The sequence below is a fragment of the Bacteroidia bacterium genome (genome assembly GCA_023228875.1).
Taxonomy (GTDB): domain Bacteria; phylum Bacteroidota; class Bacteroidia; order NS11-12g; family UBA955; genus JALOAG01.
The window spans coordinates 494,859-520,578 of the sequence record JALOAG010000001.1 but is presented as its reverse complement, the minus strand read 5'-3'; the positions used below and the strand labels follow the sequence as shown (position 1 = coordinate 520,578).

Sequence of the window (25,720 nt, the reverse complement as noted above, 5' to 3'; positions counted from 1 at the left end):
TCCCTCAAAAATTAATTTCCCGTTTTGAATATCATCCTCGGTAGCTTGATCAGATTCATTGACAATTGTAGCCTCAACAGAATTTTTTTCAGAACTTACATCTCCTTTTCCTGCTATGAAAGCAAAGATAACTTTAACATCATTTTCCGATAATTGCGACTAGTCCGGCATGATTAATCCTCCATATTCCTGCGATATGGCAATTGCATCCGGATCGCCCTTATTAATTAATGTTTGGGACGACCTTGTCCATTTAAGTAACCAATCTGCGGATCTAATTTTTGTTATACCTAACAAATCCGGACCCACTAATCTACCTCTACCTATTGTATGACAAGATGCACAATTTTTTGCAAATATCTCTTCTCCGTTTTGTCCATGATTGGGATGATAAATTCCAAGCATGATAAGAAACAATAAAACACTACTTATTTTAGCAGACTTATTTACTTGAAAAACAGTTTTCATAGATTGCTAATATTAATAAACACGAATCATTTCAACAATTCCATTCAATTTGAATGAATCAAACTAATCTATCCCAAAAACTGCAAACCATGATTTATATCAATTTCAAACATGACATTTATCACATTCTTATATGATAAATGTCATTGAAATCAGTACCAATTAAATTATTGATGATAGTAATGTTGCATTGTCAAACTCTCTTACATCACTTAATATTGAATTAATTTATAATGAAATACAATATAATTTATTTCTATTACAAATTGGGGATATTAAACCTACAATGCTGTATTTCCCTTTTTACGTCTTGAAATCAAAAACAGCAGTATAATGGTTCCGACTGCAGGTATTAATAAAATAAGGAGACCTAATGAGAGCTTTCTTTCTCCTGTTATAGGGTCGTAAGTAAAACACGTAAATAGTGCATTCTTGCGAGGTAGCGGATATGATATTACAAACTCATTGCTGATGGCTTTTATCAAACCATTGAGAGAGTTATCGTTTCTTATTCCAAGTAATTTTTTAACTATATATCCATTCCCATTGATGCCAACCAACAATGCATCATGCTCAAATTGGCGAGATACTGAATCCCATTGTGGATAAAAACCAACTGATCCTGTTAAATCAAGAATGTTTTCTGTAACTCCGAAAATCCACTTATTGTCTGCGTAAACATTCAACATTTTTTGGTAATTCTCCATGTCTGTGGGCTTATCTGCACTATCAAAACTCACTACTAAAATTTTGAATTGTTCTTTGGGTCGAAGCCTTGCTAAATTATCTTGTAGATTGCGAATCAAAGGTGAGCAAACTCCCGTACAACGTGTAAATATCAAAGCAAGAATAACTGGTTCACGCTCATACAATGCAGATAGTTTGATATTGTCCCCTGTCGTTGTAAGTATTTGAACGTTCTCGACCTTGGTGAATAGTTTATCCTCCTCTGCAAGGCTATATTCTTGAGTTTGAGCAAACAAACTCAAGGAGCAAATGATTATTAATGAGAAGAGGAAAAGACCTTTGTACACTTTTTAAATATATCTACAAAGATAAGCAACATCCCCAACAGGTATGCTATTGCAAACCATGCAGCAGCTGCGGCAAACATTGCACCTCTCGTAAACTCGGCAGGATAAACAGAATATCTTCTTGGAATTGATTCTGCTCCACCGCAATAAAACATTAATACAAATCCAAAACCGCCAATTATTATCAATGCTAACTTTAACTTGCGCATTGGGTCTGTATTGCTACCTGAAAACTCATTGGCTGCCCAAGTAAAGAAACCCAAAATTAACAATACATTGCCCAAGGCATTATATGTATGAAAATGTGCAGGCACCCAAAGTGTATTATGCAAAAAGATATTATTGGAGATTGTAGAATCAATCAAAGCCCCGATTCCACCAATAATCCAGCCTGTAATACCGATAAAGAACAGTAAATTGGTAATAGACCATTTGATTCTATGCCCATATAGCAACACAATGATACTGATTATTGTTACTACCGCAGATGGAATACTTGCAAAATAAGAAGCAAATTGACCAAACATTTGCAATCCCAATGGTTGTACAAAATCCATGTACAGATGGTGGAAATATGCTGTAAGCACAAATAATAAAGTAAAATTCCAACCTAATGAAACATACCATGTAGTCTTGTACTTTGGACGACCACTGATTTCCGGAAGCAGTTCATACACAATTGCTAACCCTAAATACAGAGACTCATTTGCAATGGTATGACCAAAAAAGTAAATTAGATTCTTCATCAACAAAGGATCATTGACAAATTTTCCGTCAGAATACAATTCCGCAAAAGACAAAATCAAAATCACAACCGCAGTGAGCAAGCACAATACAACACCTACGAGAGAAATTGCAGAGATCAGCACCAAAGGAGGTGTTTGGACTTTAGGCTCTTTTTTTGACAAATGCTGCCAAGCAAAAGTCTCACTCAGAGAATATTCTTTAAAAATTGCAACAAGCAATCCAACCGACCACACCAACCATCCAACTCCTAACACTGCCAAGCTCCAGAAGAACAATGGAGTCGCCCATGACGCCCAAGCAAATGAATTCAAAAAAGGCAAAGGATATAAGAAAGTCCAACCTGCATGGAAGTTACCAAGGAAAGTCGAAATATAAAACATCACTACCCCAATAACAGTCATTACAAAAGCAAACACACTCAGACCTGCGCCAATTTTCAAATATCTATTGAGCAAATAATGCACTCCTACCATACCTGCAACAGCCCAAATGGCAACCATTGTCAATCCATGTGTAGTCATGATTCCATAAAATCGTCCATCATCTATACTAATAACCTTTCCTTGGTTAAACCGCATAGTTATACCCAAGATAATGGCAGTAAAAAACAATAAAAGTATTGTGATAATCCAAGTAGATGTAATTCTTTTTAAAGATAAATTCATAATGTTCTTATTTTAACTATTTAACAATAAATTCACCACGCATAGACCCTGTCTGTGTAGCGTGTCCAATTCCGCAAAATTCCGTACACAAAATATCGTATTTGCCGGGTTCATCAAATACCCATCTCAATCGGTTGACATATCCGGGCATAGCTTGAGTTTGAGTAACCAATTCGTGTTTGGGATTGTATATTGCAAAACCATGTGTTACATCCATACTCGTTACTCTGAACTCGACCATCTTACCTGCCGGCACTTCTATTGACGCATTATCAGTTTCATCACTCATGATAAAAGCATACTGCATTGCTTCAACTTTTACTACTTTTTCGGGATTACTATCCTTATACATAAAGTAAGGGGATTTGGGTATGGTTACAGACATTAGAATAATGAGTACACCACCCCATAACAGTAAAAAATAGAATCTCTTCTGTAATGGATTTTTTATTCCCTCTCCTTCCTCAGCTGCGTGCTTGGTGCTTCTATAAATCATATAGGAAATCAAGGAAATCGCCACAGCACATACCAGGAATAATGCTAAAACTAACTCTTGTCCTTTCATTGTTAATTTAAATTTTGTTTGGATTAATATTTGAAAAAAAATTCTTTTTCTTTGATTGTTTCTGTAAAGACTTCGCAAACGTATCAATAAAGGACATTCTTGTCCTTTATTAAAAAACCAACTTACGCACAAGTTACTAACACACGTTTGCTTAACAACTTATAAATTCAAAAACATAAATATAACTAGGATTAACTCACCAGATAGGTCTTGCCGTCATTCAAGTCAGGATACAAATCCCCAATCTTTTTATGCAAACTAAACTCCTTAAATGCCTCGCGCACCGGTTTAAACTCTTCGTGAATAGGACATGGGTGTGTGTCTGAGCACATACCAAGTCCAAGACCGCAATTATCAAAAAAGTCCTGGCCTTCTACTGCTTTAACTATAAGAATGATTGGATGCTGATGTTGCTCCTTCGAAATAAAAAAACCGCCATTGGGACCTTTTGTACTACTGATAATTTTTAGTGCTACCAATTTTTGCAACACTTTGCCAATGGTGTGTTCACTCTCTTCAATTTGCATGGCAATTTCTTTTATCCCTGACTTTTTATTCCTCTTTTCATATTTTGAGGCTATGTATGTTACAGCCTTTAAAGCTACTTGACAAGTTACACTTAACATAAATTACATTCCTAAATATTGTTTTCCTTGCTCTGACACTGCATCATAACTCCAAGGCGGATCAAAAGTCAATTTAACTTCAATGGCATAGCCAGGGAATGAGGCTTCAAGCGATGAAGTAGTATCCCCTACAATGGCATCACCCATTGGACAAAACTCAGTCGTAAGCGTCATTGTACACAATACTTTCTGTGCTTCATCATCAAAATTTAAGTCATAGACTAAGCCCAAATCAACAATATTGAGTCCGATTTCAGGATCTATCACATATTGCAAGCCCGCAAGCGCAATCGTAGATTTTATTTCATTATTTGTTGTAACATTCATAATTCAATCGGTTTATGATTCATAACTTTAAATACATTCATATTATACAGTACCGCAGTAATCAACAATAACACAGCTCCTATTTTCATCAACAAGATTAGCCCCAACATGATTCCAACTGCAAAAATGAACAATCCAATCAAATAGGAAACACCCATCAGATTAAATATTTTTTCACTAAATAAATCTTTAGGGTTCGGTGTTTTACCTCTTGCGGAGCGTTTTCTATATGCCTTATTCCAAGCAATAAACGGCAATGTTTTGAATGTCATACCCAAGATTATTGCCGTCATCCAGCCAAAGAAAATCATAAATCCATAGGTCAATACTACCGATAAAGGCACTTCGGAATAAAGCATAGAACTAAAGAGAATGACAAAAAGCAAAACAATGGGAATTAAAAACATAATAGCGGCAAGAATTGCAAATTGTGTTTGATAATCTACCCTTCTTCTAAGTCTTTGTTTATATGCTTTAATACAATAATAAATAAACATGACACAGCCGGTTAATATCAATACTACCGGCAAAAAAAGCAACCATTTTATCGTATTAAAATAGAGGAATATGAAGGTATATGTTACCACTCCTATGTTTACTAAAAAGCAAATGACTCCCAATAACTTTTTGTTAGCGTATTTTGAAATCATAAACATAGGAATCAATCTTGAGCCCACGCCCATCACCAACAATAAAAACCAACCGACTATTCCAAAGTGTGCATGCAACGGCAAATAATGGGTGGCATCATACATCAAAAAGCTATAACGAAAATCAAAGATTAGCAACAACCCAAGACCCACGGTAATTAATAACCATACAATTGAAGTAAAGATAAAGACAGTATGGCTATTTCTCTTTTTACTCCTTAGGACACTGAAAGTAATATTGATGAAATAAGCAAGCAATCCCGCAAACACGAGGCTTCCACCCACTTCAGCAGTTAGCCCGAATTCATGCATAAAGAAACTATAAACAAGTATTGGGATTCCTAAGCCGGCTAATACAAATGATATATAAGCCAAGCGATTGCTATACAACTCTCCCTCTATCAGTACCGGCACTAACTGATGGCTTGCTCCCAAAATAATCATCGTACCCCAACCCAATGCCATTGAATGTGTAATTGCCAAAATATTAAATTGAAAATAATGTCCCAAAAAATGAGCTTCAGAAAAAAGTAGCAACACTGTTGCTACTAAAAATGCAATGGCTGCATACGCATAAAACGGCAGCACAACCCTGTAAGAAGTGGTTTTAACAAGATTTGTATCGAAGGGAGAAGCAAACATCTGCTATTTCTTGAAAATTAAAATTCTGACATCTCCATCTTCTATCTCGTTGATTCTGTAGTCCAGATTGCGCTCCTGCAACTCCGGCAACAAAAAAACCGGAATACGTTTGTGATAGACATAAACCGCTCTATCATCTTTCAGGTTATCACAAGCCTCAAGCACCATCATCATTGGCAATGGCGGTTCTAACTTTTCGACTCTCACTTCATCAATCTTATTTGCAAATTTTACGAGCATCTCTTCCCAACCTGCTGCATCTGTTTTCACTTCGGCTTTGACTTCATTTGCATCACCGGTCTTATATAAATATGTATGAACTACATTTTCGTTGACCACTTCGGTATAAGCAACAAAACCACGTTTTTCCAAAATCATTATGACAGGTGTAGGCTCAAAAGTATTGATGATTTTAAGTGCTTGATTTGAAGTTAATTTATTGACATTCATCATAATTAAATTGAGTGGATCGCCTCCTTCATCCAATATGGGTCGCACATCTAATTCAACAGTGTTTTGAGGAGTTAAATTTTTAATAAAATCCGGCATAGCAGCTGACTCTGCTTCATTTTGTTCAACAATAGATTCGTCAATTTCAAACCCCAATGGTTTCAGCTTTTCAAAAAAATCGTTTACCTGCACTCCTCCAATTTTACTTGCCATGCTGATTGATGTACGTGCTGCCATTAATTTGCGCAGCAAAGGATTTTTGAGTTTATTAAATTTAGGAGAAATACTAATGATAGCATCTAAAGCATCGGGATGTTCTTTTAGAATCTTGGAAATTTTGGTTGAAGCATTGATCTGCATAAAATTTTTCTATTTTGATTTACCTTCTAATTCAATGTATTTTGGAAACAAAATATTGTTCTCTAAGTGTGCATGAACAATCAAATCAGCCTCCAAGTCTTGCATCAGTTTATACATCAATTCATAACTGGCACAAGAATCACTTGGCAATGTATAATCATTTGTCAATTCACGCAATGTTGTTAGATATTCTTTGTAAGTATCATGTTCCATTTCAAACATATTGATAGGTTCTGCAACCGTATCAAATACTGCCCCTTCTGTTGAATGTGAATGCACCAATTGTTTCAACATAGGAAAAAGAATGGTTTCCTCTTTTTGCAAGTGTGCGAGTAATGCATGTGTGAACTTATCAACCGTTGCATGAATCTGTTCCAATTCAGGATGCGCTGCCACATGTTGACTCAACACATTTTTGGAAGCAGTACGCAAATCCGGCACAAGCTGTTTAATGAATGAATGATGTGTATTGACAATGTAATCTGCAAGAAAATCTATATTCCAATCATTGTAAGGCAATGGTCTGACGGAATTTCCAATATTCTTCTCAACTTGCTGAAGTTCTTGTTCAACCAATGTTACATCCAAACCCTTTTCCGCACAGGCTTCTTTTACTGTTTGTTTACCTAAGAAACCATAATCAAGATTATACTTAGCAAAAACAACAGCTTTTCTAAAATCCTTTGTAACAATTTGTCCCAGCGTTTCATCTTGTTCTCCGGTTTTCCTCTTAGTAATTCTCACAATCCACCATTGCGGACCTTGCTCAAGATACTCCCATGTAAAAATATTTCCCCGCTCTGCCATTAACTGATAATAGAGAGGTTTAGGGTCGTGGTCGTTATAAATAGTGAGCCACTTACCTCCGGTTAAAGCATCAAATCTTTCAAAAATGGTTGGATGTTTCCGTGCAGGAGGCAACTGGGTTACATCGAGTTTATTTTCATCATCATTGCTCGCTGCGGATGTACCTTCAGACTTCAATTCTTCATTTCTTCCAATTTGCACATGCCACCATTGAGGTCCTTTCTCAACATATTCCCATGAAAATTCTTTCCCTCTTGTTTGTTCTAACTGATAATAAAGCGGAACAGGGTCATGGTCATTTTTTAGAATAAAAGATTCTCCCGGTTTCAAGCTGTCAATCTTTTCAAAAATCTTACTATGCTTAACGGAAGGATGCAACTGGGTTGCATCTAAAACATCCCCTTCTTCATGTTGTTGAGCTGAATCTTGGTGTTGAAAATTCTTTTTAGCTATTCTGATAACCCACCACTCAGGACCTTCTTGCAGATAATCCCAAGTAAAAATATCTCCTCTGTTTTGTTGCAGTTGATAATAAAGCGGTTTGGGGTCGTGGTCATTTTTCAATATAAAACTCTCGCCTTCCTTATGGTCATCAAAAAAAGCAAAAATGCTGGCATGCTTGTATTGTGGGTCAATCAAGGTAGCATTTAAAATGTACTCACCATTTTCGGCTCTACTCAATGCAGGATGCCCTTGCTTGGGTGCTTGTTTTGTAATTCTAATGCGCCACCATTGAGGACCTTCCTCCAAGTATTCCCATTTAAACACATTGCCACGTGTTTGTAGCAACTGATAATGCAAAGGCTTCGGGTCGTGGTCATTCTGCAAAATAAAACTTTGACCTTCTCTCAGGTTATCAAACTGCGCAAAAATAGTGGCATGCTTATATTGCGGTTCAATAAGGGTTGCGTTGAGCACAATTTCGTCTGAGGTAGCTGCCGGCTTAGTGTTGTGTTTCCCTATTCTTATTTTCCAAACCTCAGGTCCTTCTGCTAAATACTCCCATGTAAATGTCTCTCCATGATCTGCTTTTAACTGGTAATAAAGAGGCTTAGGATCGTGATCGTTTTGATGTATAAAACTCTCTCCTCCCATTAAATCATCAAAATATTGAAAAACAGTTGAATGTTTAAATCTTGGTTCTATTTCAGAAACTATAAGAATTTTTTCGGTTGAACTATCCATGGCAGAATTTGTGTGTTTGATTGAAGGGCACGAAATTACTAAGAATTATTCTAAATAAAAGTAATTGAGTGCGTTTATTTTTACGCATACAAAATCAATCACAATTGGTTAAAGCCCCGAGTTGAGGAGCTTCCCAACTTTCAAGACACGTCTTTACCTCAATTCATTGGAAACGAATGTTTAAGCCCAATAAGAAATTAATGCCGGCTTGGGGATACACCATTTTATCACTGTAAAATGCATCCGTACTTCCCAAATAATACTTATAGGTGTAGCCATTGCTTGCATATAATTGATTGGTAAAATTATTCACCATCAACACCATTTCAGATTCGGTCTTTTTGCCGGGAAGTTTATATGCAAGTCGGAAATCTCCGGTAGCATAGGGCGATAAGACACTCTCTTTCATTCCTGAATTATCAAGATATTGCAACCCAACGTATTTTCCTGTAACATTTGCCGTAAACGATTTAAACTTGAGTTCTGCAAAGACAGCAGACACTACCGAAGGTGAGAAAGAAATCGGAGTATTTTTATATTCAAAATGCTGTTCTTCAATTACACCATACCAATCAAATACCACTTCCTTGTAGTCTTTAATAATGTTTCGGCTTAATGTTACATTTCCTCCTACATTCAGATAATCATTAATAATATATTTCCCTTGCAGTTCAAATCCGGCTCTGTAACTCTTACCTGCATTTTTTCTAATCAAACCTCCAACCGCATTCATTTCACCTGTCAACACCAACTGATTGATATAGTCCATGTAATATAAATTCACATCCAACAGATATTTTTTTGTTCGTTTCTGATAACCAAATTCATAATCAGTCAGACTCTCATGCTTGGGCACATCCGGTGCAGACTCAATGAAGTCCATTCGAACCGGCTCGCGTTTTGTATTTGCTATTGAAAAATACAGACGTTGATTGTGCTTTAGCGCGTAATTAACACCTCCTTTAGGGTTGAAAAACGCAAACTGCTTGTCAAATGCAAAAGGTACTCTGTTATCATCCAACCCATCCGCCTTATATGCTACATACCTAAATTGCAAATCAGCATAAACACTGAATCTATCATTGATTTTCCGGGTAACTTTTACAAAATGGTTTACATCATTTTTTACAGAATAACTTGAAGCAAAACGGTAGTCTTTGGGCATATTACCTGCAATTACAGCCCAAATCACATCATCATAATGATCTCCTAAGTAACGACTCAACCCTCCACCAAACTGCACAATAGTCTTATTGTTCTGATAATGCAAGCCATAAACAGAGCCAAAGAAGTGATTGTCTAACCATAGCTTTCGCACCAAATCAGTAGTCGCAAGTGTATCAGCACCTTGTACAAAAGGTTCAATACCATAATCTTCATATCGCTGTGCAGGCATAGACTGTTCAAAATTCCCCAACCCTCTAATGTAGAACCCGCTAACAGACAATTTCAAGTATTTGTTAAATAAATAATTTGCATGCAGTTGATAGTGGCTTTGACTGTAATTATCGGTTTCATTATCATATTCATAATAGTTATATGTCCTGCCTGAGTGCAACAAATTCTGTCTTTGAGTTGGAGAAAGAAAATTGCGATCCGCATAATCATTCATGGCATTAACATCACCAGTAAAACGACTCTCAGGCGTACCCCACCATGCCTGATAAGTGCGCTCACTTCCCGCGAAATGAATGGCTTCCAACGTAAACCTTTGATTGGTTGAGCGATAGGACGCATCTATGTAGTAGCTTTTCAAATCAGAAAACGCACGGTCAATATAGCCGTCTGAATAGATTCTTGACATTCGCCCAGACATTTTCCAATGGTTATTAATCAATCCTGTATTAAAAGCAACAGTATGCTTTCGGGTATTAAATGATCCGAAAGAGTTATTGATTTCAAAAGAAGGACTCATACTGCGATTGAATGTTTCAAGATTAATATTGGCTCCAAAAGCTCCTGTTCCGTTAGTAGAAGCACCAACCCCGCGTTGGATGTCAATTCTGTAAGCAGACGAAGCGAAGTCGGGCATATTCACAAAAAACACCCCTTGTGTTTCGGGGTCATTGAGAGGAATCCCATTTAACGTTACATTAATTCTAGTCTGGTCTGAACCTCTGATTCTTAAAGCAGAGTAACCAACTCCCGCCCCTGCATCTGTTGTAAAAACCAAAGAGGGCGTTGCATTTAACAATACAGGCAAATCTTGTCCAAGATTATTTTTTCGTATCTCGGCTTTGTTTAAGGTTTGGTTTGCTATAGGCGCATTAGGGTCTGCGATTATAGAACTTGTGATATTGACAGCCTCTAAATCTTTGGATGCCGGCTGCATATAATATATTTTCCCGTTAGCTAAATTCGCAAGATTCAGTGTGTCATAGATACTGTTAAACCCCACAAAAGACAACCTGACAAATAATTTAGATTGCTTTTCGGCAGAGATTGGCACACTAAAATTACCCTGTTGATCGGTGATTCCTCCTGAGGAGCCTCCATTTGGCAATGTAACAAGAACCGACACTCCTTCCATAGATTTGAGTTCGGGTGAAAGCACTTTTCCACTAATTTGATAATTGTCCTTAGTTTGCGCGAAAGCAAAGAGCGGAATTAGGACTGCAATTGTTAATACTAACTTTTTCATTTTAAATAATTTTTAAAAATGAAAAAGCATGGTGTGTTTGAAAAGAAGTTTACCACATAAGCTTTCCCTGCCGCATGAATGACCATGATCCAGGTGATGCGGGTATAATCTCAGTTCTCAATTAAGAGAGCACCCCAAAACTTTTTCGTTGGGGCAAAAGTAGATGAAATTATCATTTAATTGAATGATGAAACTTCCATTTCTCAAAGAGCATATCTGTTTTGTTGCAGCATTAGGGTCAAATGATGGTATTAGCACCTAGTAAAATCAATACATTTGTAACCGCAAATCACAACATGAAAAAAATATTGGTAACAGGCAGCAATGGTTTGTTAGGACAAAAACTCACCGACTTGTATAGAACACTACCTGACAGGAAACTTTTTGCCAGCGGTAGAGGCGCAAACAGGCATCCCGAAAAGCACGGATATGACTACATAGAATTAGACATTTCGGATTTTGCAAAGACAAAAGAGATTTTGGAACTCATCCAACCTGACGTATTAATCAATGCAGCCGCCATGACCCAAGTAGATGACTGTGAATCAGACACCAAAAACTGCACCTTGTTCAATGTTACTGCAGTAGAAAACATGGCAAAGCTTTGTGCGACACTCAACATTCACTTCATTCATATTTCAACCGATTTTATTTTTGACGGCACGATAGGCAACTATACAGAAGATGACTTACCAAACCCGTTGAGTTTTTATGGAAACAGCAAATGGGAAGGGGAGAAAAAAGTACAGCAACATGCCCAGCATTATGCAATCCTTAGAACTGTATTGGTCTATGGCGTAGTGAGCGACATGAGCAGAAGCAATATAGTATTATGGGCAAAAGGTGCATTAGAAAAAGGTGCACCTATTAAAGTAGTCAATGACCAATGGCGTACACCAACCCTTGCAGAGGATTTAGCAATGGGCTGTTACTTAACAGAAAAACATGAAGCACAAGGTATTTACAACATTTCAGGCAAGGACTTATTACGTATAGATGACTTAGTCAGGACGGTTGGACAATTTTGGAATTTAGACATCAGCCTCATTAACGAGGTGAGTAGTACAACCTTGAATCAAGCGGCAAAACGCCCACCTAAGACGGGCTTCAACTTGAGTAAATCCAGGAAGGAATTAGGCTATGAGCCTCACAGTTTTGTTGAAGGCTTGGCTATAGTAAAACAACAATTGGAGCGTAACATTTAGAGTTGCAAGCTACCGCAATTAGTTCGACTTGTTTTGGTTAACAATCTCTTCTTCTATAAGGTAAAAAGGACGTTTCTTAACCTCAATATAGATTCTTCCGAGATATTCGCCAATCACACCCAAAATTACCAGTAACACTCCACCAAGAAAGAACATTGCAACAGCCAGTGTTGCCATACCGGGCGTGTCTTGTGGTGAATAACCAAAGACTTTAAAATTCAACAATCTGTGTATGATAAAGAATATGCCCAGAATAAATGATGGGATTGATAAAAAGAGTCCAAAATAAGTTGCCAATCGCAACGGAAAAGTAGAGAAGTCAAAGATTCCGTCAACAGCAAGTTTAACAAGTTTCCTGAAAGTATATTTCACTTCTCCTCCGGCACGTTCTGCGCGTTCATAGGCAACTCCAATTTGTTTAAATCCTGCATAGGCTCTCAGACCTCTAACAAAGCGGATATTCTCCGGCATTTCGACATTCAGCACATTGACTACCTTTCTGTCCATCACACAAAAATCACCTGAATCTATTGGAATATCAATATCGCTGACTCTTGCCAAGACCCTATAAAAAACTTTATAAGCAACACGTTTGAACAAGCCCTCTTTGCGTTTGGTTCTTACAGCATAAACAACATGATATCCTTCACGCCATTTTTCCAAAAAACGGGGCAGCTCCTCCGGTGGGTCTTGCAAATCCCCGTCCATGATAATCACTGCATCCCCTTGCGCCCTCTTTATTCCGGCAGAGATTGCCGGTTGGTGTCCAAAATTTCGACTGAGTTTTACCACCTTAAAACAAGGGTTTTTCTCTACAAAACCGCGCATGATAGCCAATGAATTATCAGAAGAACCATCATCTACAAGAATCACTTCATAGTCTTCTTTCCATAATGGCGCAGCTGAGACAAGTCGGTCATAGAGTTGTTGAAGAATCTCTTCTTCATTAAAAATCGGTATTACAATGGAAATCATTGAAAGTGCGAATTAAAAACAAAATTGTTGATTAATAACGAATGAGAAACAGAAAGCCAAATTTACTTTATTTCCCAATCACAATGGTATTATAGATTCTTTGCACTCGGTTTCCCGCTTTGCTTTGAATCATTTCGGATTGTTGTTCTATATGTTGCACCCTAAATTGTGTTTGCTTGACAAGTTCCTCGACATCCTCAATGCCATACAAGTCAAATCCATAACGTGTAAAGGGTTGTTTTTCTAAATAGCTTTTATCTCCAAAAGTGATTGCAAAACAACCTCTCGGTTTGAGCACCCTATCAATTTCACGCAACATATTGAGTGGAGATTCCCAAAAATAAAGCGTATTTACACTGAAACCCTTATCAAAAGAGGCATTGGGAAAAGGAAAGTGGCAACCATCATACAAACAAAAGTTCGCTTTCTTATGCTCCACAAATGCTTGATTAATTCGTATAGCCTCTGCTATCATCACATCTGAAATTTCCAACCCTTGATAAGACAAATTATCTGCAAAAGAAAACAGCTCTTCAAGATGACTGCAATTGCCATGACCTAATTCAAAAACAGCATCATGGCTGTTTAAGCGAAGAGCACGGATAGCATTAAGCGTCATATTTAGATTGGACTCATGCAGCATAACCCCTGTTTCTACACCCTTTGGTCCGTAAGGTTGTTTAAGTTGAGCAGCTAACTCTTTGAGTTCGTCATCAGTCATTAGAAAATCCTATTTGAGCTGAAAGAGAAGCACCTATCGGCACATTTACTTTATTCATTCCCATGATTTTGCAAGCTTCTGCTGCAACACGAATACTATTATTCACACTGCGTTCATCGGGATATATATGCGACATATTTGCAACATACATATTTCCAAATTCCGTTTTGCAGTTTGAAACTCGGGCTGAAAAATTCAAATCACAAACAGTGGCTGCATAAGAAGTTCTGAAAACATGAACATTCTCAATATCAGCTAAATCAAAATCAGGAAAAATGTTTTTTAGTTGGGGAATCATTTTGTCGCTGATTTGTTTGTCAGTGGCTTGAAAAAGTTTGTCATTTACATCGAAATACCGCGACAAATATGTGATGTGCTTACCTTGATAATGCTCTGGTCCTATAAAATTTGTATGTTCAATAATACCTCCAAAATCATATCCTTCATCCGCTACATTAATCCAATATGTATCGCTGAGTTTATGTTTGGTTTCGAGAATCACACATACTGCTCCAAAATACTTGATAGATTCTAATTTTTCTTGAGTTTGAGTAAACTCAGGCAACATACGTGCAATCATGGGTCCAGGAATTGTAAACAAGAATTTACCTTGTTCCCAAACTCCTTTTGGAGTTTCAACCGATTGGATACAATTATCGCTGTCAAAGTGTATGGCAGTAACCGGAGCTTCGTTGATTAACTCCACATTCAACTCCTTTAATTTGCTCAGAAGTGCCTGTAATAAGGTATCCAACCCGCCTTGCAAATAACCCAGTCTTTCATCACCGGACTTACGAGAATTAAGCCGCTGGCGAAGCCTCCCAATCATCCAAGACAAAGGAATTTTATCTGCATACGGACCAAACTTAATGTCCAACATAGGCTTCCACAAACTATCTGTGGCTGATGCTCCGGCATTTGTATAAAACCATTCCAAGGCAGTTACTCTTTCGTAATTCCGCCAATTTGCTAATTTCCCCAGAAATAGGCTGGTAACACCCCAACGAATTTTACCAATAAAACTGATGGGACTAAATCTCAACAAATCCATCACTCCATTGAAAGGATACAAGCGATGATTGCGAAAAGTACCCATTGTAGTCTTTTTGTATATCAGCTTATCTTCAATCCCTAATTCCTTAACAAGCCAATGAATCTCTGCATCATGTGTAAAAAAATGATGATAAAAATACTCTAATCTATTACCCCCTATTTCAAATGTGTTGAGCAACCCTCCAAAGTTCTTGCTTGCCTCAAGCACCCTCACTTTTAGACCTTGTTTAGCTGCAATATAAGCACTTGCAAGTCCGGTAATTCCGCCTCCAATAATTGTTAAATCCGCTTGCCCTGTCATTTCGTGTGCAAAAATAGGCTTATTCTATTCCTGCTACAAATTGTTTACATGTGAGTTCTTACTTATCTAATAAGCTTGAAGCAAACCGAATAAAAGCATCCAAATCCCTTTTAACAGTAGCTATTCCAAAAGAAATACGAGTGGCACCTCTCATACGTCCGAAGAATTTTTCCATGTCTTTATAGCTATAACTTTTGCTGCCTGTATAATATTTCGATAGTTCTTCTTCTGTCAAACAGCTATTGGTTTCATCAAGACCGGGATTGCAGAAACATCCTGAACGCAATGAAATATTATTTTTGTTAGCCAATTCTTCAATCAATTCAAAATCATAGCGCTCACCATTGGGATAATAGAAATTCATAATCATAGTCCCGCCAATATTATTGTTATCCTCGGGTCCTGAAACATGAATCAGCGATTGTCCTGTATTGTGCTTGAGTTTTTTCAACTCTTCACAAAGATAAGTGCGCATTGACACTATTCTGTTATTAATTTTTTCGATTCCTATCTTTTCAATATATTCAAGTCCGGTTTTGATTGCAGGGATATCAAGGTAATTCAGCGTACCGTCTTCAAATCGTTCGTGATTATCCATTAAAGAATAGTGCAAAGCATTGACTGAAACAAAGCTGACAGTTCCTCCGGCAAACCAAGGTTTATGCAAAGTTTCAAACTTGTCTTTTTTGATTAACAAACAGCCTAAACCAGTTGGATAACCAAAGATCTTATAGAATGAAACACAAACAAAATCAGGGCGAACAGCAGACAAGTCCAATCGGTTAGAAGGCACAAAAGCAGCAGCATCCAATAAAACATCCCAGCCTTGATCTTGAGCAATTTTTATCCATTTTAAATCATGCTTAATACCGGACACATTCGATTGCGCAGGAAAGGCAAACAATTTATGCTCAAAAATATTTTCTTTTGATAACTCCTTTTGGACAAAATCATCATCTATTCTCAAGTTATCAAAAAAGATAGGTGCGTAAGTAACTTTGCCACCCTTTGACATACAAAACTCGCGGATTCCATTCACTGAATTATGGTTGTCCGTAAGTAACATAAAATGCGAGCGCGAATTAAACGGATAACATTCGCCAATAATTTTTAGAGCATTTGATGCATTTTGAGTAAAAACACAGTAATAATCCTTGGCATTAAAGAAGTCCAACACTTTTTGTCGCGCCTCCGCCACTAATGTGGTCGAGAGTTGAGAAGTAGGATTGGTAGAATGAGGATTGCCTAAAATCTTTTCTTTGAGCAATGCAAAGTGCGCTTCAATCTGTGATTCAGCATACATTCCGCCTCCGGTATAATCCAAATAGATGTGTTGATGTTTATCCAGCCTGCTGTATTCTTTGTTTCTCAGATTCTCAAAAAAATCATCATACATAAGTGTATTAGCAGATGTATCTATGGTAAGTTTTAGTCCCAAGGCAGAAAATTTTCGCAAATTTAATATTCCATCTTGAAAATTTAGAATTGAAAATACGGCTTTATCAAAATCCATCTTACAAACATGACCTTTGATATATTTTCAGATTGAAGCCTTACAGAACAAATCCAAAACTCCTTGTAACAACCGACTCCAAAGGGTTGCATTGTCAAAAATTTTTCACTACATAAAACAATTGCTAAAGACAACTTTCATCATGTTGCTACCATAAATTTAATACTACATTTGCTCTGCAATCAAAAATGAAACAAGAAAAACAGCAAACAGACAAACTCATTGCAGTATTTAAAAAAATACTTCCCAGCCCTTTTACAATCGCAATTGTATTGACACTTATCACCCTGATTATTGCACAACTCCTTACCAAGCCTGCTCACATTTCACATAGTTCATATTTTGTTCAGTTAGTGAGTTCATGGGAAAACGGCTTATGGGATAGTTCCACAGGTGGTTTGTATTTCGCATTCCAGATGATGTTGATTTTGGTCTTAGGTCACATCCTTGCTTTAACACCTGCAGTTGACAAATTAATAAAACTTCTGCTTCAATACTGCACGTCCACTGCGTCAAGCGTGGTTATTGTGTCCATTGGTGCTATTTCATTAGGACTCATCAACTGGGGTTTGGGATTAATATTTGGGGCAATAATTGCACGAAAGGTTGGAGAGAAATTTGCTAAAGAAAACAAGGCACTCAACTATGGTTTAGTAGGTGCAGCAGCGTATTCCACAATGATGGTTTGGCATGGAGGATTGTCCGGCAGTGCTACTACCAAATCAATGGAATTGGGTTATATTCCTGAAATGATGAAAAAAGCCCAATTGACCGGCATTTATCCTGAGTCAATTCCTTTTAATGAAACGATTGGTTCGCCATTAAACATTTCGGTTGCAATCTCCTGTTTGATTCTAATTCCAACAGTCCTTTATTTCATTGCAAAAAAATCTACGAGCACAAGTGTCCCAACATTTTCGGAAGAATTTGCACATACATTACACGATTCAAAAATACCGGCTGAAGGTGCAGAACGTCTTGACTTCAGTAAAGCCTTTGGTATGGGATTAGGGATTAGTCTATTGATATATGGAGGATATCAAATTCTGACTTATCAAGGAGAAAGTACGCTTGGATTTATACAGCTAAATTTCATCAATTTCATATTCTTAGGATTGTCTTTAACCTTACATAAGACTATTGACAAATTTTCCAAAGCACTACAAATTGCCATTGAGGACGTTTCAGGTATCCTTATACAATTTCCATTTTATTTTGGGATTCTTGCCATCATGCAAAGCAGCGGACTGATTACGGTGCTTTCCAATGCAATTACTCAAATAGCCAATGCGCCTACCTTACCCTTCTTCACCTTTATCAGTGCGGGTTTGATTAATATTTTTGTTCCAAGTGGTGGAGGACAATGGGCAGTACAAGGTCCCATTATTATAGAAACCACTCAATTATTAGGGTCCGATTTGTCAAAAACAATACTGGCTATGGCTTATGGCGACCAATGGACTAACATGCTTCAACCATTTTGGGCATTGCCTCTATTGGGCATTACAAAACTCAAACCCCAACAAGTATTACCCTACAGTGTAATTGTAATGTTAGTTGGATTCATCATTTTTAGTGTTGGGTTGCTTGTGTAAGAGCCACCAATCGGACTCGAACCGATGACCTGCTACTTACGAGATAGCTGCTCTACCAACTGAGCTATGATGGCTGAATGAGGGTTGCAAAAATACGGGGTATTTTAAAATGAAAAAGGGACTTATAAAAAGCCCCTAATTCAACTTAACTAATATGAAAAACAAACTATTTCCTAACAAAGTCTTTTACTTCATCAACCAACTGGTTGTCTTTTCGGTATCCCAAGATACTTTTCACTACTTTTCCCTCTGAATTGATTAGCAACATTAAAGGATGAGCTTCTACATTATATCGCTGTGCAAGTTCTATCCCTTCTCCTTTCTCTGCATCCACATCTATATTGATAAAATTGCTATTCAGTAGATTAGCAACTTTATCAGATTGAAATGTCCTATCTTTTAATAATTTACACGGTCCACACCAAACTGCATACACATTCATAAAAATGAGTTTATTCTCTGTTTTAGACTTCTGTAATGCTTGTGCAAATGTGATTTTTTGAAATTGTACTCCGTGCGCACCCTGAAGGTGTGTATCATTTTCTTTGTTCGTTCTATTAGTAGAACTAATGTTGGGAACAGTTACAAATGCCAATCCAATCAAAGCTGCTGTCGCAAAAATATATCCAAAAGTCCTCATCATTTCTTTGATTTTGTGGGGACAAAGGTATAGATTTAAAAGTATCAAAATACTTTTTTATTTATATTTTTTTCTTATTACCAATTTTACTCGACAAAAATTTAGTGGTAGCATTTTGTAAAAAATAATCAACCAATAAGAAAAGAAACAATATAATTTAGGGCTAATCATTCACAAATCAATCATTACTTTCGCGCTCTGTGAGAAAGCATCAAACCATACATCACTTTTTGCTCATATTATTTTGTTTGCTTTCCTTTACAGCATTAGGACAGGTGAACATTGGCGTATCAAATCAAGACACCACTAAAAACAAGAAAAAATCAAAAAAAGAGATTGTAAAAATTGATCCTTTTTATGCAACTTATCAGGGAGTAGAAGGAGCAGGACTCGAATATGACAGCCTGCTATGGGATTTTAAAGGAATGCAGAATTACAGCCCCCTTTTTCAGCAATATTTCAATGTGCAATCCTTAGGAGATATAGGCTTGCCTTATCAACCTTATATCGTGAATCTTGTAAAACAACCGGGATTTTTGTCCGGTTGGAACTTATATGATGGTTATCTCTACAATTATAACAACACACCATACCTTAGGAGCTTTGTCCCGTTTACCAGATTACAATACGTACAAACAAAAAAAGAATATATCCACCTGCAAGGCTTACACTCGCAAAATATTACGCCAGGTTGGAATATTGCACTTCGATTTCAAACCATCAACAATATGGGATTTTATCCCAATCAAAAAAACTCACTAAGGCAGTTTGGCTTTTCCAGTAGGTACATGGATTTGAGCAATCGGTATTATGCGCAATTGGGTGTGAGTTATAATCGAATGAGGATGCAAGAAAATGGCGGCTGGGCAGATGAAGCTAATTTCGACTCATTGAAAGGAGTGAATAAGAGTGCGCAAGTCCGACTTAACAATTCGTCCAACTTATTTGGAAACAGAGAATATTTTTTTGAACAAGTGTATTGGTTATCAGGTTTATATATCAAGACATCAGATACTACCCGATATTTTAAGCCTACACTTGGCATCAAACATCAATCAGTTTTTGGAAAAACAATGAATGTATTTGAATCTCAAGGTGAAGACCTGACGCAATTTGCTGCTATTTACCATGATTCTTTACAAACACATGACTCATCAGCATTTGTTCAACAAACTCATAGCATAGGAATCACTAATTATCTAACAGACACAAGCAAGTTTCACTTTTATGCTGGAGCAGGTATTGAGATATTAAAAGTTCATTATTTGAATGTTGGTAAATTCCGTCCTGGCAACAACCTGTATGCTGAAGCAAATTTTAGATGGAACATATTCAAACAGCTCATTCTGCAAGCAGAAAGCAGGAGCTATTTCATAGGCTATAATGCAGGAGATATTCAGCTCAACGGTACGCTTCAATATTCATTCTTAGGACCTCAACACAGGCTAAAGAAAAAGAGATTGCCTATGGAAAATATCGCTGCAAAAATCACGATGCAGAATCGCACCCCTGGCTACCTCTATCAACATTATGAAGGAAATCACGTGAAATGGAGCAAGGATTTTGTAAAAGAGCAAGTGATGTATTTTGAGGGAGGAATGTCAGGCAACTTAAAAATCGTTGATTGGAGAATAAAAATAGCAAACACAAGCATTGCAAACACTGTATTTTTAGGTTATGGCGCGACCCCTGAACAATACAATGGAATCACAAACCAAACCGAACTTTGGTTTACATTCAAATTCAAATTCGGTGGCTTTCATTTTACCACAAATACAATCGTGCAGCAGCCGAGCAATTTAACTACCGGAGAAATCCTCCCAACGCCTGCAATTTCTACCTATAACAGCATATTCTATCAGCAATCTTTATTTAAAAAAGCACTCAAACTGCAAGTAGGAATAGATGTCCGTTGGTATAGTCAATTTTATGCAAAAGCTTATGACCCAACAACACGCTTGTTTTATCTGCAAGCAAGACGAATTCAAGGAAACTACCCCTTGCTTGATGCATTTGTAGGAGCCGAAGTAAAAACATTCCGACTGTTTGTCAAACTTGAACATGCAAACTATGAATTAATGGATGGCTCGTTTCCAGATTTGTATTACTCTACCCCCGGCTATTCACTTCCTCCACGTAGAGTTGCGTTTGGACTTCAATGGAAATTTTACCAATAATATACTTGCAAACTTTGGGGTTTAGCAATGAAAAACATGCTATCAATACAGGGGCAAAGTTTTCATTCAATTCTCAAGAACTGAAATCTAACTCAAACCAACACTTCGTCCTACCATAAATGCAAGAGTAACAAATGGCATGGCTCTTGTCCTTAATTGAAAAATATATACTTTTGAACGGTTAAACCATAAAAAAACATGCGCCAATATTTAAGAATTCCATTATTACTACTCTTGTTTTTAGCCTTCACTGATTGCAGTGCACAAAAAAGAGGCGGAGATGACAACATGCCGAGCAAGCACGAATCACAAGGCTTGCGCTATTATCAAATGGGTGAATATAACAAGGCATTGGAACAATTTAAAGCAGGGTTAAAAAAAGAACCTGAAAGCAAAAGCTTGCTGAATATGGTTAGCGCAATTTATCAAGAACTCAATGACCATGAGAGTGCCATTCCATATTTAAAGCAACTCACGCAATTTCATCCTGACTACGCAAATGGATATTTATTCCTTGCACAATCTCAATATATGATGATGCAATACAAGGAGGCAAAACTAAGCTTGGATACTTTTTATAAAGGGAAAGACCTACGCCCTGACAATGTGAAACAGGCAGACAAGATGAGTAAATCAATCACATTTGCCATCAATGCAAAGGATCATCCTTTGGATATTACATTTGAAAATTTGGGTAGCAATATCAACTCAAAGCATCTTGAATATTGGCCCGGCTTCACTATTGACGAATCGGTATTTATCTTTACCCGTCAAGATAGTTATGGAGAAGATATCTATATGAGCAGGAAATCCGGTGAAGAATGGGGCAAAGCGTTCCCTTTACCCGGAGATGTTAACACACCCAATAACGAAGGCAATGTGTCAATTACAGCCGATGGTAAATATATATTTTATACTGCTTGTAACAGACCTGACGGATATGGCGGTTGCGACATCTATTTATCCATTATGAATCCGGACGGAACTTTTAGCAAACCCAGAATTGTCCGCCCGCCATTAAATTCCGGTGCTTGGGAATCCCAGCCTTGTATTTCTCCTGATGGCATGACAATATATTTTGCAAGCAATCGCGAAGGAGGATACGGAGGAATTGATATTTGGAAGGCAGAATGGAAAGGGTCAAATTTTGGTAATCCCGTAAATTTAGGTCCTGAAATCAATACAGATGGTGATGACCAAGCACCCTTTATTCACCCTGATGGTAAAACCCTTTATTTTTCATCAAACGGAAGAGATGAAACAATGGGCGGTCCTGACTTGTATATTTCCCGCTTTGACGGTAAAAAATGGTCTAAACCGGAGAACATGGGTTATCCAATTAACACATCAGGAGAAGAGTTTGGAATGATTGTAGATAGGATGGGTGAATACGCATATGTCAGCTCGGATAGAAAAGGAGGTTATGGAGGAAGAGACCTTTATCGATTTAAATTACCAAAAGACAAAAAACCCGAACCTGTCAGCTATGTTAAAGGAAAGGTGTATGACAAGATTACACGCAAACCGCTAGCTGCAACAGTTGAACTCATTGATTTAAAAACCGGCAACTCAATCAAGACAGTAACTACGGATTCAATTGCAGGAGAATTCTTGATTGTGCTGTCCAAGAATCAAGATTACATGTTTAACATTGACAGAAAAGACTATCTATTTTATTCAGACAATTTCAGACTGACCGAAGGCACAATAGACAAACCGTTCTTGGTGGAAGCACCACTTGTCAAACCCGAAAAAGGTAGCACTATAGTGTTACACAACATATTCTTTGACACTGATAAGTTTATTCTCAAACCGGAATCAAAGGCAGAATTACAAAAACTTTTTGAATTAATGAATCGTTTCCCCGATATGATCATTGAAATTGGAGGACACACCGACAACACCGGCAACAAGGAGCACAATAAGAAATTGTCTGAAAATCGCGCCAAAGCTGTGTTGGAATACTTAGTAGAAATGGGGATAAGGCGCAACAGACTTACCGCAATGGGATATGCAGACGAAGTCCCAATGATGTCAAATGAAACAGAAGCAGGACGTGCTCAAAATCGAAGAACAGAGATAAAAATTATCTCTAACAACTAACATGCAAGCTGACAAAGCATCCCAACTTATAAAACAATGGGCTACAGAAGCCGGGTTTATGCTGTGCGGCATAGTTAAAGCAGAACAATTAGACACTGAAGCTGTTACCCTTGAAAAATGGCTCAACAAGGGATATCATGGTAAAATGAGCTGGATTGAGAACTATTTTGATATGCGCATTGACCCAAGAAAATTAGTTCCCGGAGCCAAGTCTGTAATTTGTTTAGCATATAATTATTTTCCGGAAAATGCACTCCCAGAAGACGGAGTGAAGATTGCCAGATATGCTTATGGCAAAGACTATCATTATGTTATTAAAAACAAAATGGCAGAAATCACAAAGAAAATGCAAAAGGAACTTGGGGATTTTGTATTTAGAGTATTTACTGACTCTGCACCGATTTTAGAATCCTCTTGGGCAGGACGTGCAGGTTTAGGATGGGTTGGAAAAAACACCATTTTAATCAATAAACAACATGGCTCTTTTTTTCTGTTGGCTGAAATTATTTGTGATTTGGATTTGGAGTATGATATCCCCTATACCAAAGATTATTGTGGAACATGCACCGCTTGCATTGATGCTTGTCCAACGGAAGCAATATTGCCGGACAAAACTTTGAATGCCCAACGATGTATTTCTTATTTGACCATAGAGCTTAAAGAAGAAATTCCCACTGAGTTTAGAACCAAAATGGAAGATTGGGTTTTTGGCTGTGACGTTTGCCAAGAAGTGTGTCCCTGGAATAGATTTTCAAGTAAACACAATGAACCTGAATTCAATCCACACGAACAATTATTCCATCTTTCAAAGCAGGATTGGTTAGAATTAACCGAAGATATTTACAAAGAAATATTCAGAAAATCAGCGGTAAAACGTGCCGGATACTCAAAACTGTTCTCAAGTATTAAACTTGTGAAACACTCAGAATAACTCTCCTTTGTTTAGTAGGTATTTTTTCAGACTTTTGAACACTCAATTTTTCAGATATTCATGAAATCATTTCTTAAAATCCTATTCCCTATATTTTTCATTCTCAGTCTTTCAACCCAAGTAAATGCACAAAAGAAAAAAGATATTATATATGAACATGCTTCCATAGGCTTATCAATCGTTCCAACATTGCATGGCGGTTTTCTTTCTATGCCAAACGCAAGCGCAGATTTAAAAGATTCTCTTAGAAAAGCAGACCGGTTAAAAAATGTGCTTGACTTTGGAGCTCAATTTCGTTTTAAAACCGGTAGAGATTGGATTGTAACTACGGGCATTTATTATAGCAACAAAGGGTTGACCAGAGTAAAAGAGCCGGTGAACTTCTTAGATGTGATTCACGACAATATGCCGGAAGGAAAAGTCAAGATAACTGATGACATGCAGGGCTTTACAAGACAAATCTATTACAAAATCAACTACCACTTTTTGGAGATTCCATTGCTCTTTGGCAAAGATTTCACCCCAAAGAGAATGAAAAATGAAGAAGTGAGACTTTCATGGTTTTTCGGAGGTTCATTAGACGGGTTAATCAAGCATGACATGAAAATAGAGTTCAGAGGTTTTGAGCCTTATGGCATGAGCGATTACACCTTGAATAAAAAAGAAACTGCTCTAAAACCTTTTATTGTCAACATGTCTGCCATCATTGGGGCAAGAATAGATGTAGATTTATATCCTAAAATGCGGATTTACTTACAACCCAACCTGCGCAAACAATTCTTTTTTGCCAGCTACGGTATAGAAAAACACCACTTGTATTCCATGAGTGCTGAGGTAGGAATCAGTTATGATGTCAGTACAAAGAGAAAAGATAAAACTCTATGAGGGTACTGATACAGAGAGTAAGTAGAGCATCTGTATTGGTTGAACAAAAACATGTCGGTAGTATTAACCAAGGGCTTTTACTTTTTGTTGGCATTGAAGAAGACGACACTTTAGATGACATTCAGTATCTAACATCAAAAATTACACAATTAAGAATCTTTTCTGACTCAGAGGGAAAAATGAACTTATCTGTAAAAGACATAAGCGGGAGTATGCTTGCCGTCAGCCAATTCACACTTCATGCTATGACAAAAAAGGGAAACAGACCCTCATTTATCAAAGCAGCCAAACCCATTGTTTCAGAACCATTATTTCATACTTTTGTCAATAATCTAAGAGATTTTTCAGGACTGGAAGTGCAAACAGGCGTTTTTGGTGCAGACATGCAAGTACACTTAGTAAACGATGGACCTGTAACAATCTGGATAGACAGTAAGAACAAAGAATAATGCAG

At 37.3% G+C, this 25,720-nt stretch carries 22 protein-coding genes and 1 tRNA gene; 7 read left to right on the top strand and 16 right to left on the bottom strand.

What is annotated here, in order from left to right:
- Positions 1 to 159: 159 nt before the first annotated feature.
- From M0R38_02460 to M0R38_02415, 10 genes are all read right to left on the bottom strand, one after another.
- On the bottom strand, positions 160 to 468 hold the full coding sequence (locus tag M0R38_02460; protein MCK9480606.1) for a cytochrome c: 309 nt from the start codon (positions 466 to 468) through the stop codon (positions 160 to 162).
- A gap of 281 nt (positions 469 to 749) precedes the next feature.
- Positions 750 to 1,457, bottom strand: coding sequence for an SCO family protein (locus M0R38_02455; protein ID MCK9480605.1), 708 nt, complete (start codon positions 1,455 to 1,457; stop codon positions 750 to 752).
- A gap of 14 nt (positions 1,458 to 1,471) precedes the next feature.
- Positions 1,472 to 2,914 carry a cbb3-type cytochrome c oxidase subunit I gene (locus M0R38_02450; GenBank protein MCK9480604.1) on the bottom strand — a complete coding sequence of 481 codons (1,443 nt, stop codon included), beginning with the start codon at positions 2,912 to 2,914 and terminating at the stop codon, positions 1,472 to 1,474.
- Positions 2,915 to 2,930: 16 nt separating this feature from the next.
- Positions 2,931 to 3,479 (bottom strand): cytochrome C oxidase subunit II, encoded by a 549-nt coding sequence (locus tag M0R38_02445; protein MCK9480603.1) that lies wholly within the window; start codon positions 3,477 to 3,479, stop codon positions 2,931 to 2,933.
- Positions 3,480 to 3,670: 191 nt separating this feature from the next.
- Positions 3,671 to 4,105: an Rrf2 family transcriptional regulator gene (locus M0R38_02440; protein ID MCK9480602.1), complete on the bottom strand. Its 435-nt coding sequence runs from the start codon at positions 4,103 to 4,105 to the stop codon at positions 3,671 to 3,673.
- Positions 4,106 to 4,108: 3 nt separating this feature from the next.
- Positions 4,109 to 4,432: a metal-sulfur cluster assembly factor gene (locus M0R38_02435; GenBank protein MCK9480601.1), complete on the bottom strand. Its 324-nt coding sequence runs from the start codon at positions 4,430 to 4,432 to the stop codon at positions 4,109 to 4,111.
- Positions 4,429 to 5,724: a cytochrome C oxidase subunit I gene (locus M0R38_02430; protein MCK9480600.1), complete on the bottom strand. Its 1,296-nt coding sequence runs from the start codon at positions 5,722 to 5,724 to the stop codon at positions 4,429 to 4,431. The genes M0R38_02435 and M0R38_02430 overlap by 4 nt, the downstream gene beginning before the upstream one ends.
- A gap of 3 nt (positions 5,725 to 5,727) precedes the next feature.
- Entirely contained in the window at positions 5,728 to 6,534 is an 807-nt protein-coding gene (locus M0R38_02425; protein ID MCK9480599.1) for a DUF2249 domain-containing protein, read from the bottom strand.
- A 9-nt stretch (positions 6,535 to 6,543) separates the two neighbouring features.
- Positions 6,544 to 8,526, bottom strand: coding sequence for a DUF542 domain-containing protein (locus tag M0R38_02420; protein MCK9480598.1), 1,983 nt, complete (start codon positions 8,524 to 8,526; stop codon positions 6,544 to 6,546).
- Positions 8,527 to 8,689: 163 nt separating this feature from the next.
- The gene (locus M0R38_02415; protein MCK9480597.1) at positions 8,690 to 11,167 is read right to left on the bottom strand and encodes a TonB-dependent receptor; all 2,478 of its coding nucleotides are present in this window, start codon (positions 11,165 to 11,167) and stop codon (positions 8,690 to 8,692) included.
- Positions 11,168 to 11,409: 242 nt separating this feature from the next.
- Between M0R38_02415 and M0R38_02410 the strand changes: the two genes are divergently transcribed.
- Positions 11,410 to 12,372 carry an SDR family oxidoreductase gene (locus tag M0R38_02410; protein MCK9480596.1) on the top strand — a complete coding sequence of 321 codons (963 nt, stop codon included), beginning with the start codon at positions 11,410 to 11,412 and terminating at the stop codon, positions 12,370 to 12,372.
- Between the two features lie 18 nt (positions 12,373 to 12,390).
- Here the strand turns inward: M0R38_02410 and M0R38_02405 are convergent, their stop codons facing one another.
- The 4 genes from M0R38_02405 to M0R38_02390 form a co-directional block, all read right to left on the bottom strand.
- Positions 12,391 to 13,347, bottom strand: coding sequence for a glycosyltransferase family 2 protein (locus M0R38_02405; GenBank protein MCK9480595.1), 957 nt, complete (start codon positions 13,345 to 13,347; stop codon positions 12,391 to 12,393).
- Positions 13,348 to 13,414: 67 nt separating this feature from the next.
- On the bottom strand, positions 13,415 to 14,068 hold the full coding sequence (locus M0R38_02400) for a class I SAM-dependent methyltransferase (protein ID MCK9480594.1): 654 nt from the start codon (positions 14,066 to 14,068) through the stop codon (positions 13,415 to 13,417).
- A complete protein-coding gene (locus M0R38_02395) occupies positions 14,061 to 15,422 on the bottom strand; it encodes an NAD(P)/FAD-dependent oxidoreductase (GenBank protein MCK9480593.1) in 1,362 nt (453 codons plus the stop codon). The genes M0R38_02400 and M0R38_02395 overlap by 8 nt, the downstream gene beginning before the upstream one ends.
- A gap of 58 nt (positions 15,423 to 15,480) precedes the next feature.
- Positions 15,481 to 16,935 carry an aminotransferase class V-fold PLP-dependent enzyme gene (locus M0R38_02390; GenBank protein ID MCK9480592.1) on the bottom strand — a complete coding sequence of 485 codons (1,455 nt, stop codon included), beginning with the start codon at positions 16,933 to 16,935 and terminating at the stop codon, positions 15,481 to 15,483.
- Positions 16,936 to 17,123: 188 nt separating this feature from the next.
- Between M0R38_02390 and M0R38_02385 the strand changes: the two genes are divergently transcribed.
- A complete protein-coding gene (locus M0R38_02385) occupies positions 17,124 to 18,530 on the top strand; it encodes a TIGR00366 family protein (protein MCK9480591.1) in 1,407 nt (468 codons plus the stop codon).
- A gap of 1 nt (position 18,531) precedes the next feature.
- Here M0R38_02385 and M0R38_02380 read toward each other — a convergent pair.
- Positions 18,532 to 18,604: transfer RNA gene (locus M0R38_02380), tRNA-Thr, on the bottom strand.
- A 92-nt stretch (positions 18,605 to 18,696) separates the two neighbouring features.
- Positions 18,697 to 19,173 (bottom strand): thioredoxin family protein, encoded by a 477-nt coding sequence (locus tag M0R38_02375; GenBank protein MCK9480590.1) that lies wholly within the window; start codon positions 19,171 to 19,173, stop codon positions 18,697 to 18,699.
- 272 nt (positions 19,174 to 19,445) lie between these two features.
- On the opposite strand from M0R38_02375, the gene M0R38_02370 reads away from it, so the two are divergent.
- From M0R38_02370 to dtd, 5 genes are all read left to right on the top strand, one after another.
- Positions 19,446 to 21,347, top strand: coding sequence for a putative porin (locus M0R38_02370; protein ID MCK9480589.1), 1,902 nt, complete (start codon positions 19,446 to 19,448; stop codon positions 21,345 to 21,347).
- Positions 21,348 to 21,545: 198 nt separating this feature from the next.
- Positions 21,546 to 23,450: an OmpA family protein gene (locus M0R38_02365; GenBank protein ID MCK9480588.1), complete on the top strand. Its 1,905-nt coding sequence runs from the start codon at positions 21,546 to 21,548 to the stop codon at positions 23,448 to 23,450.
- Between the two features lies 1 nt (position 23,451).
- Positions 23,452 to 24,381: a tRNA epoxyqueuosine(34) reductase QueG gene (queG, locus tag M0R38_02360; protein MCK9480587.1), complete on the top strand. Its 930-nt coding sequence runs from the start codon at positions 23,452 to 23,454 to the stop codon at positions 24,379 to 24,381.
- A 60-nt stretch (positions 24,382 to 24,441) separates the two neighbouring features.
- Positions 24,442 to 25,266: an outer membrane beta-barrel protein gene (locus M0R38_02355; protein ID MCK9480586.1), complete on the top strand. Its 825-nt coding sequence runs from the start codon at positions 24,442 to 24,444 to the stop codon at positions 25,264 to 25,266.
- Positions 25,263 to 25,715: a D-aminoacyl-tRNA deacylase gene (dtd, locus tag M0R38_02350; GenBank protein MCK9480585.1), complete on the top strand. Its 453-nt coding sequence runs from the start codon at positions 25,263 to 25,265 to the stop codon at positions 25,713 to 25,715. Before M0R38_02355 ends, dtd begins: the two co-directional genes overlap by 4 nt.
- The last annotated feature ends 5 nt before the right edge of the window (positions 25,716 to 25,720 follow it).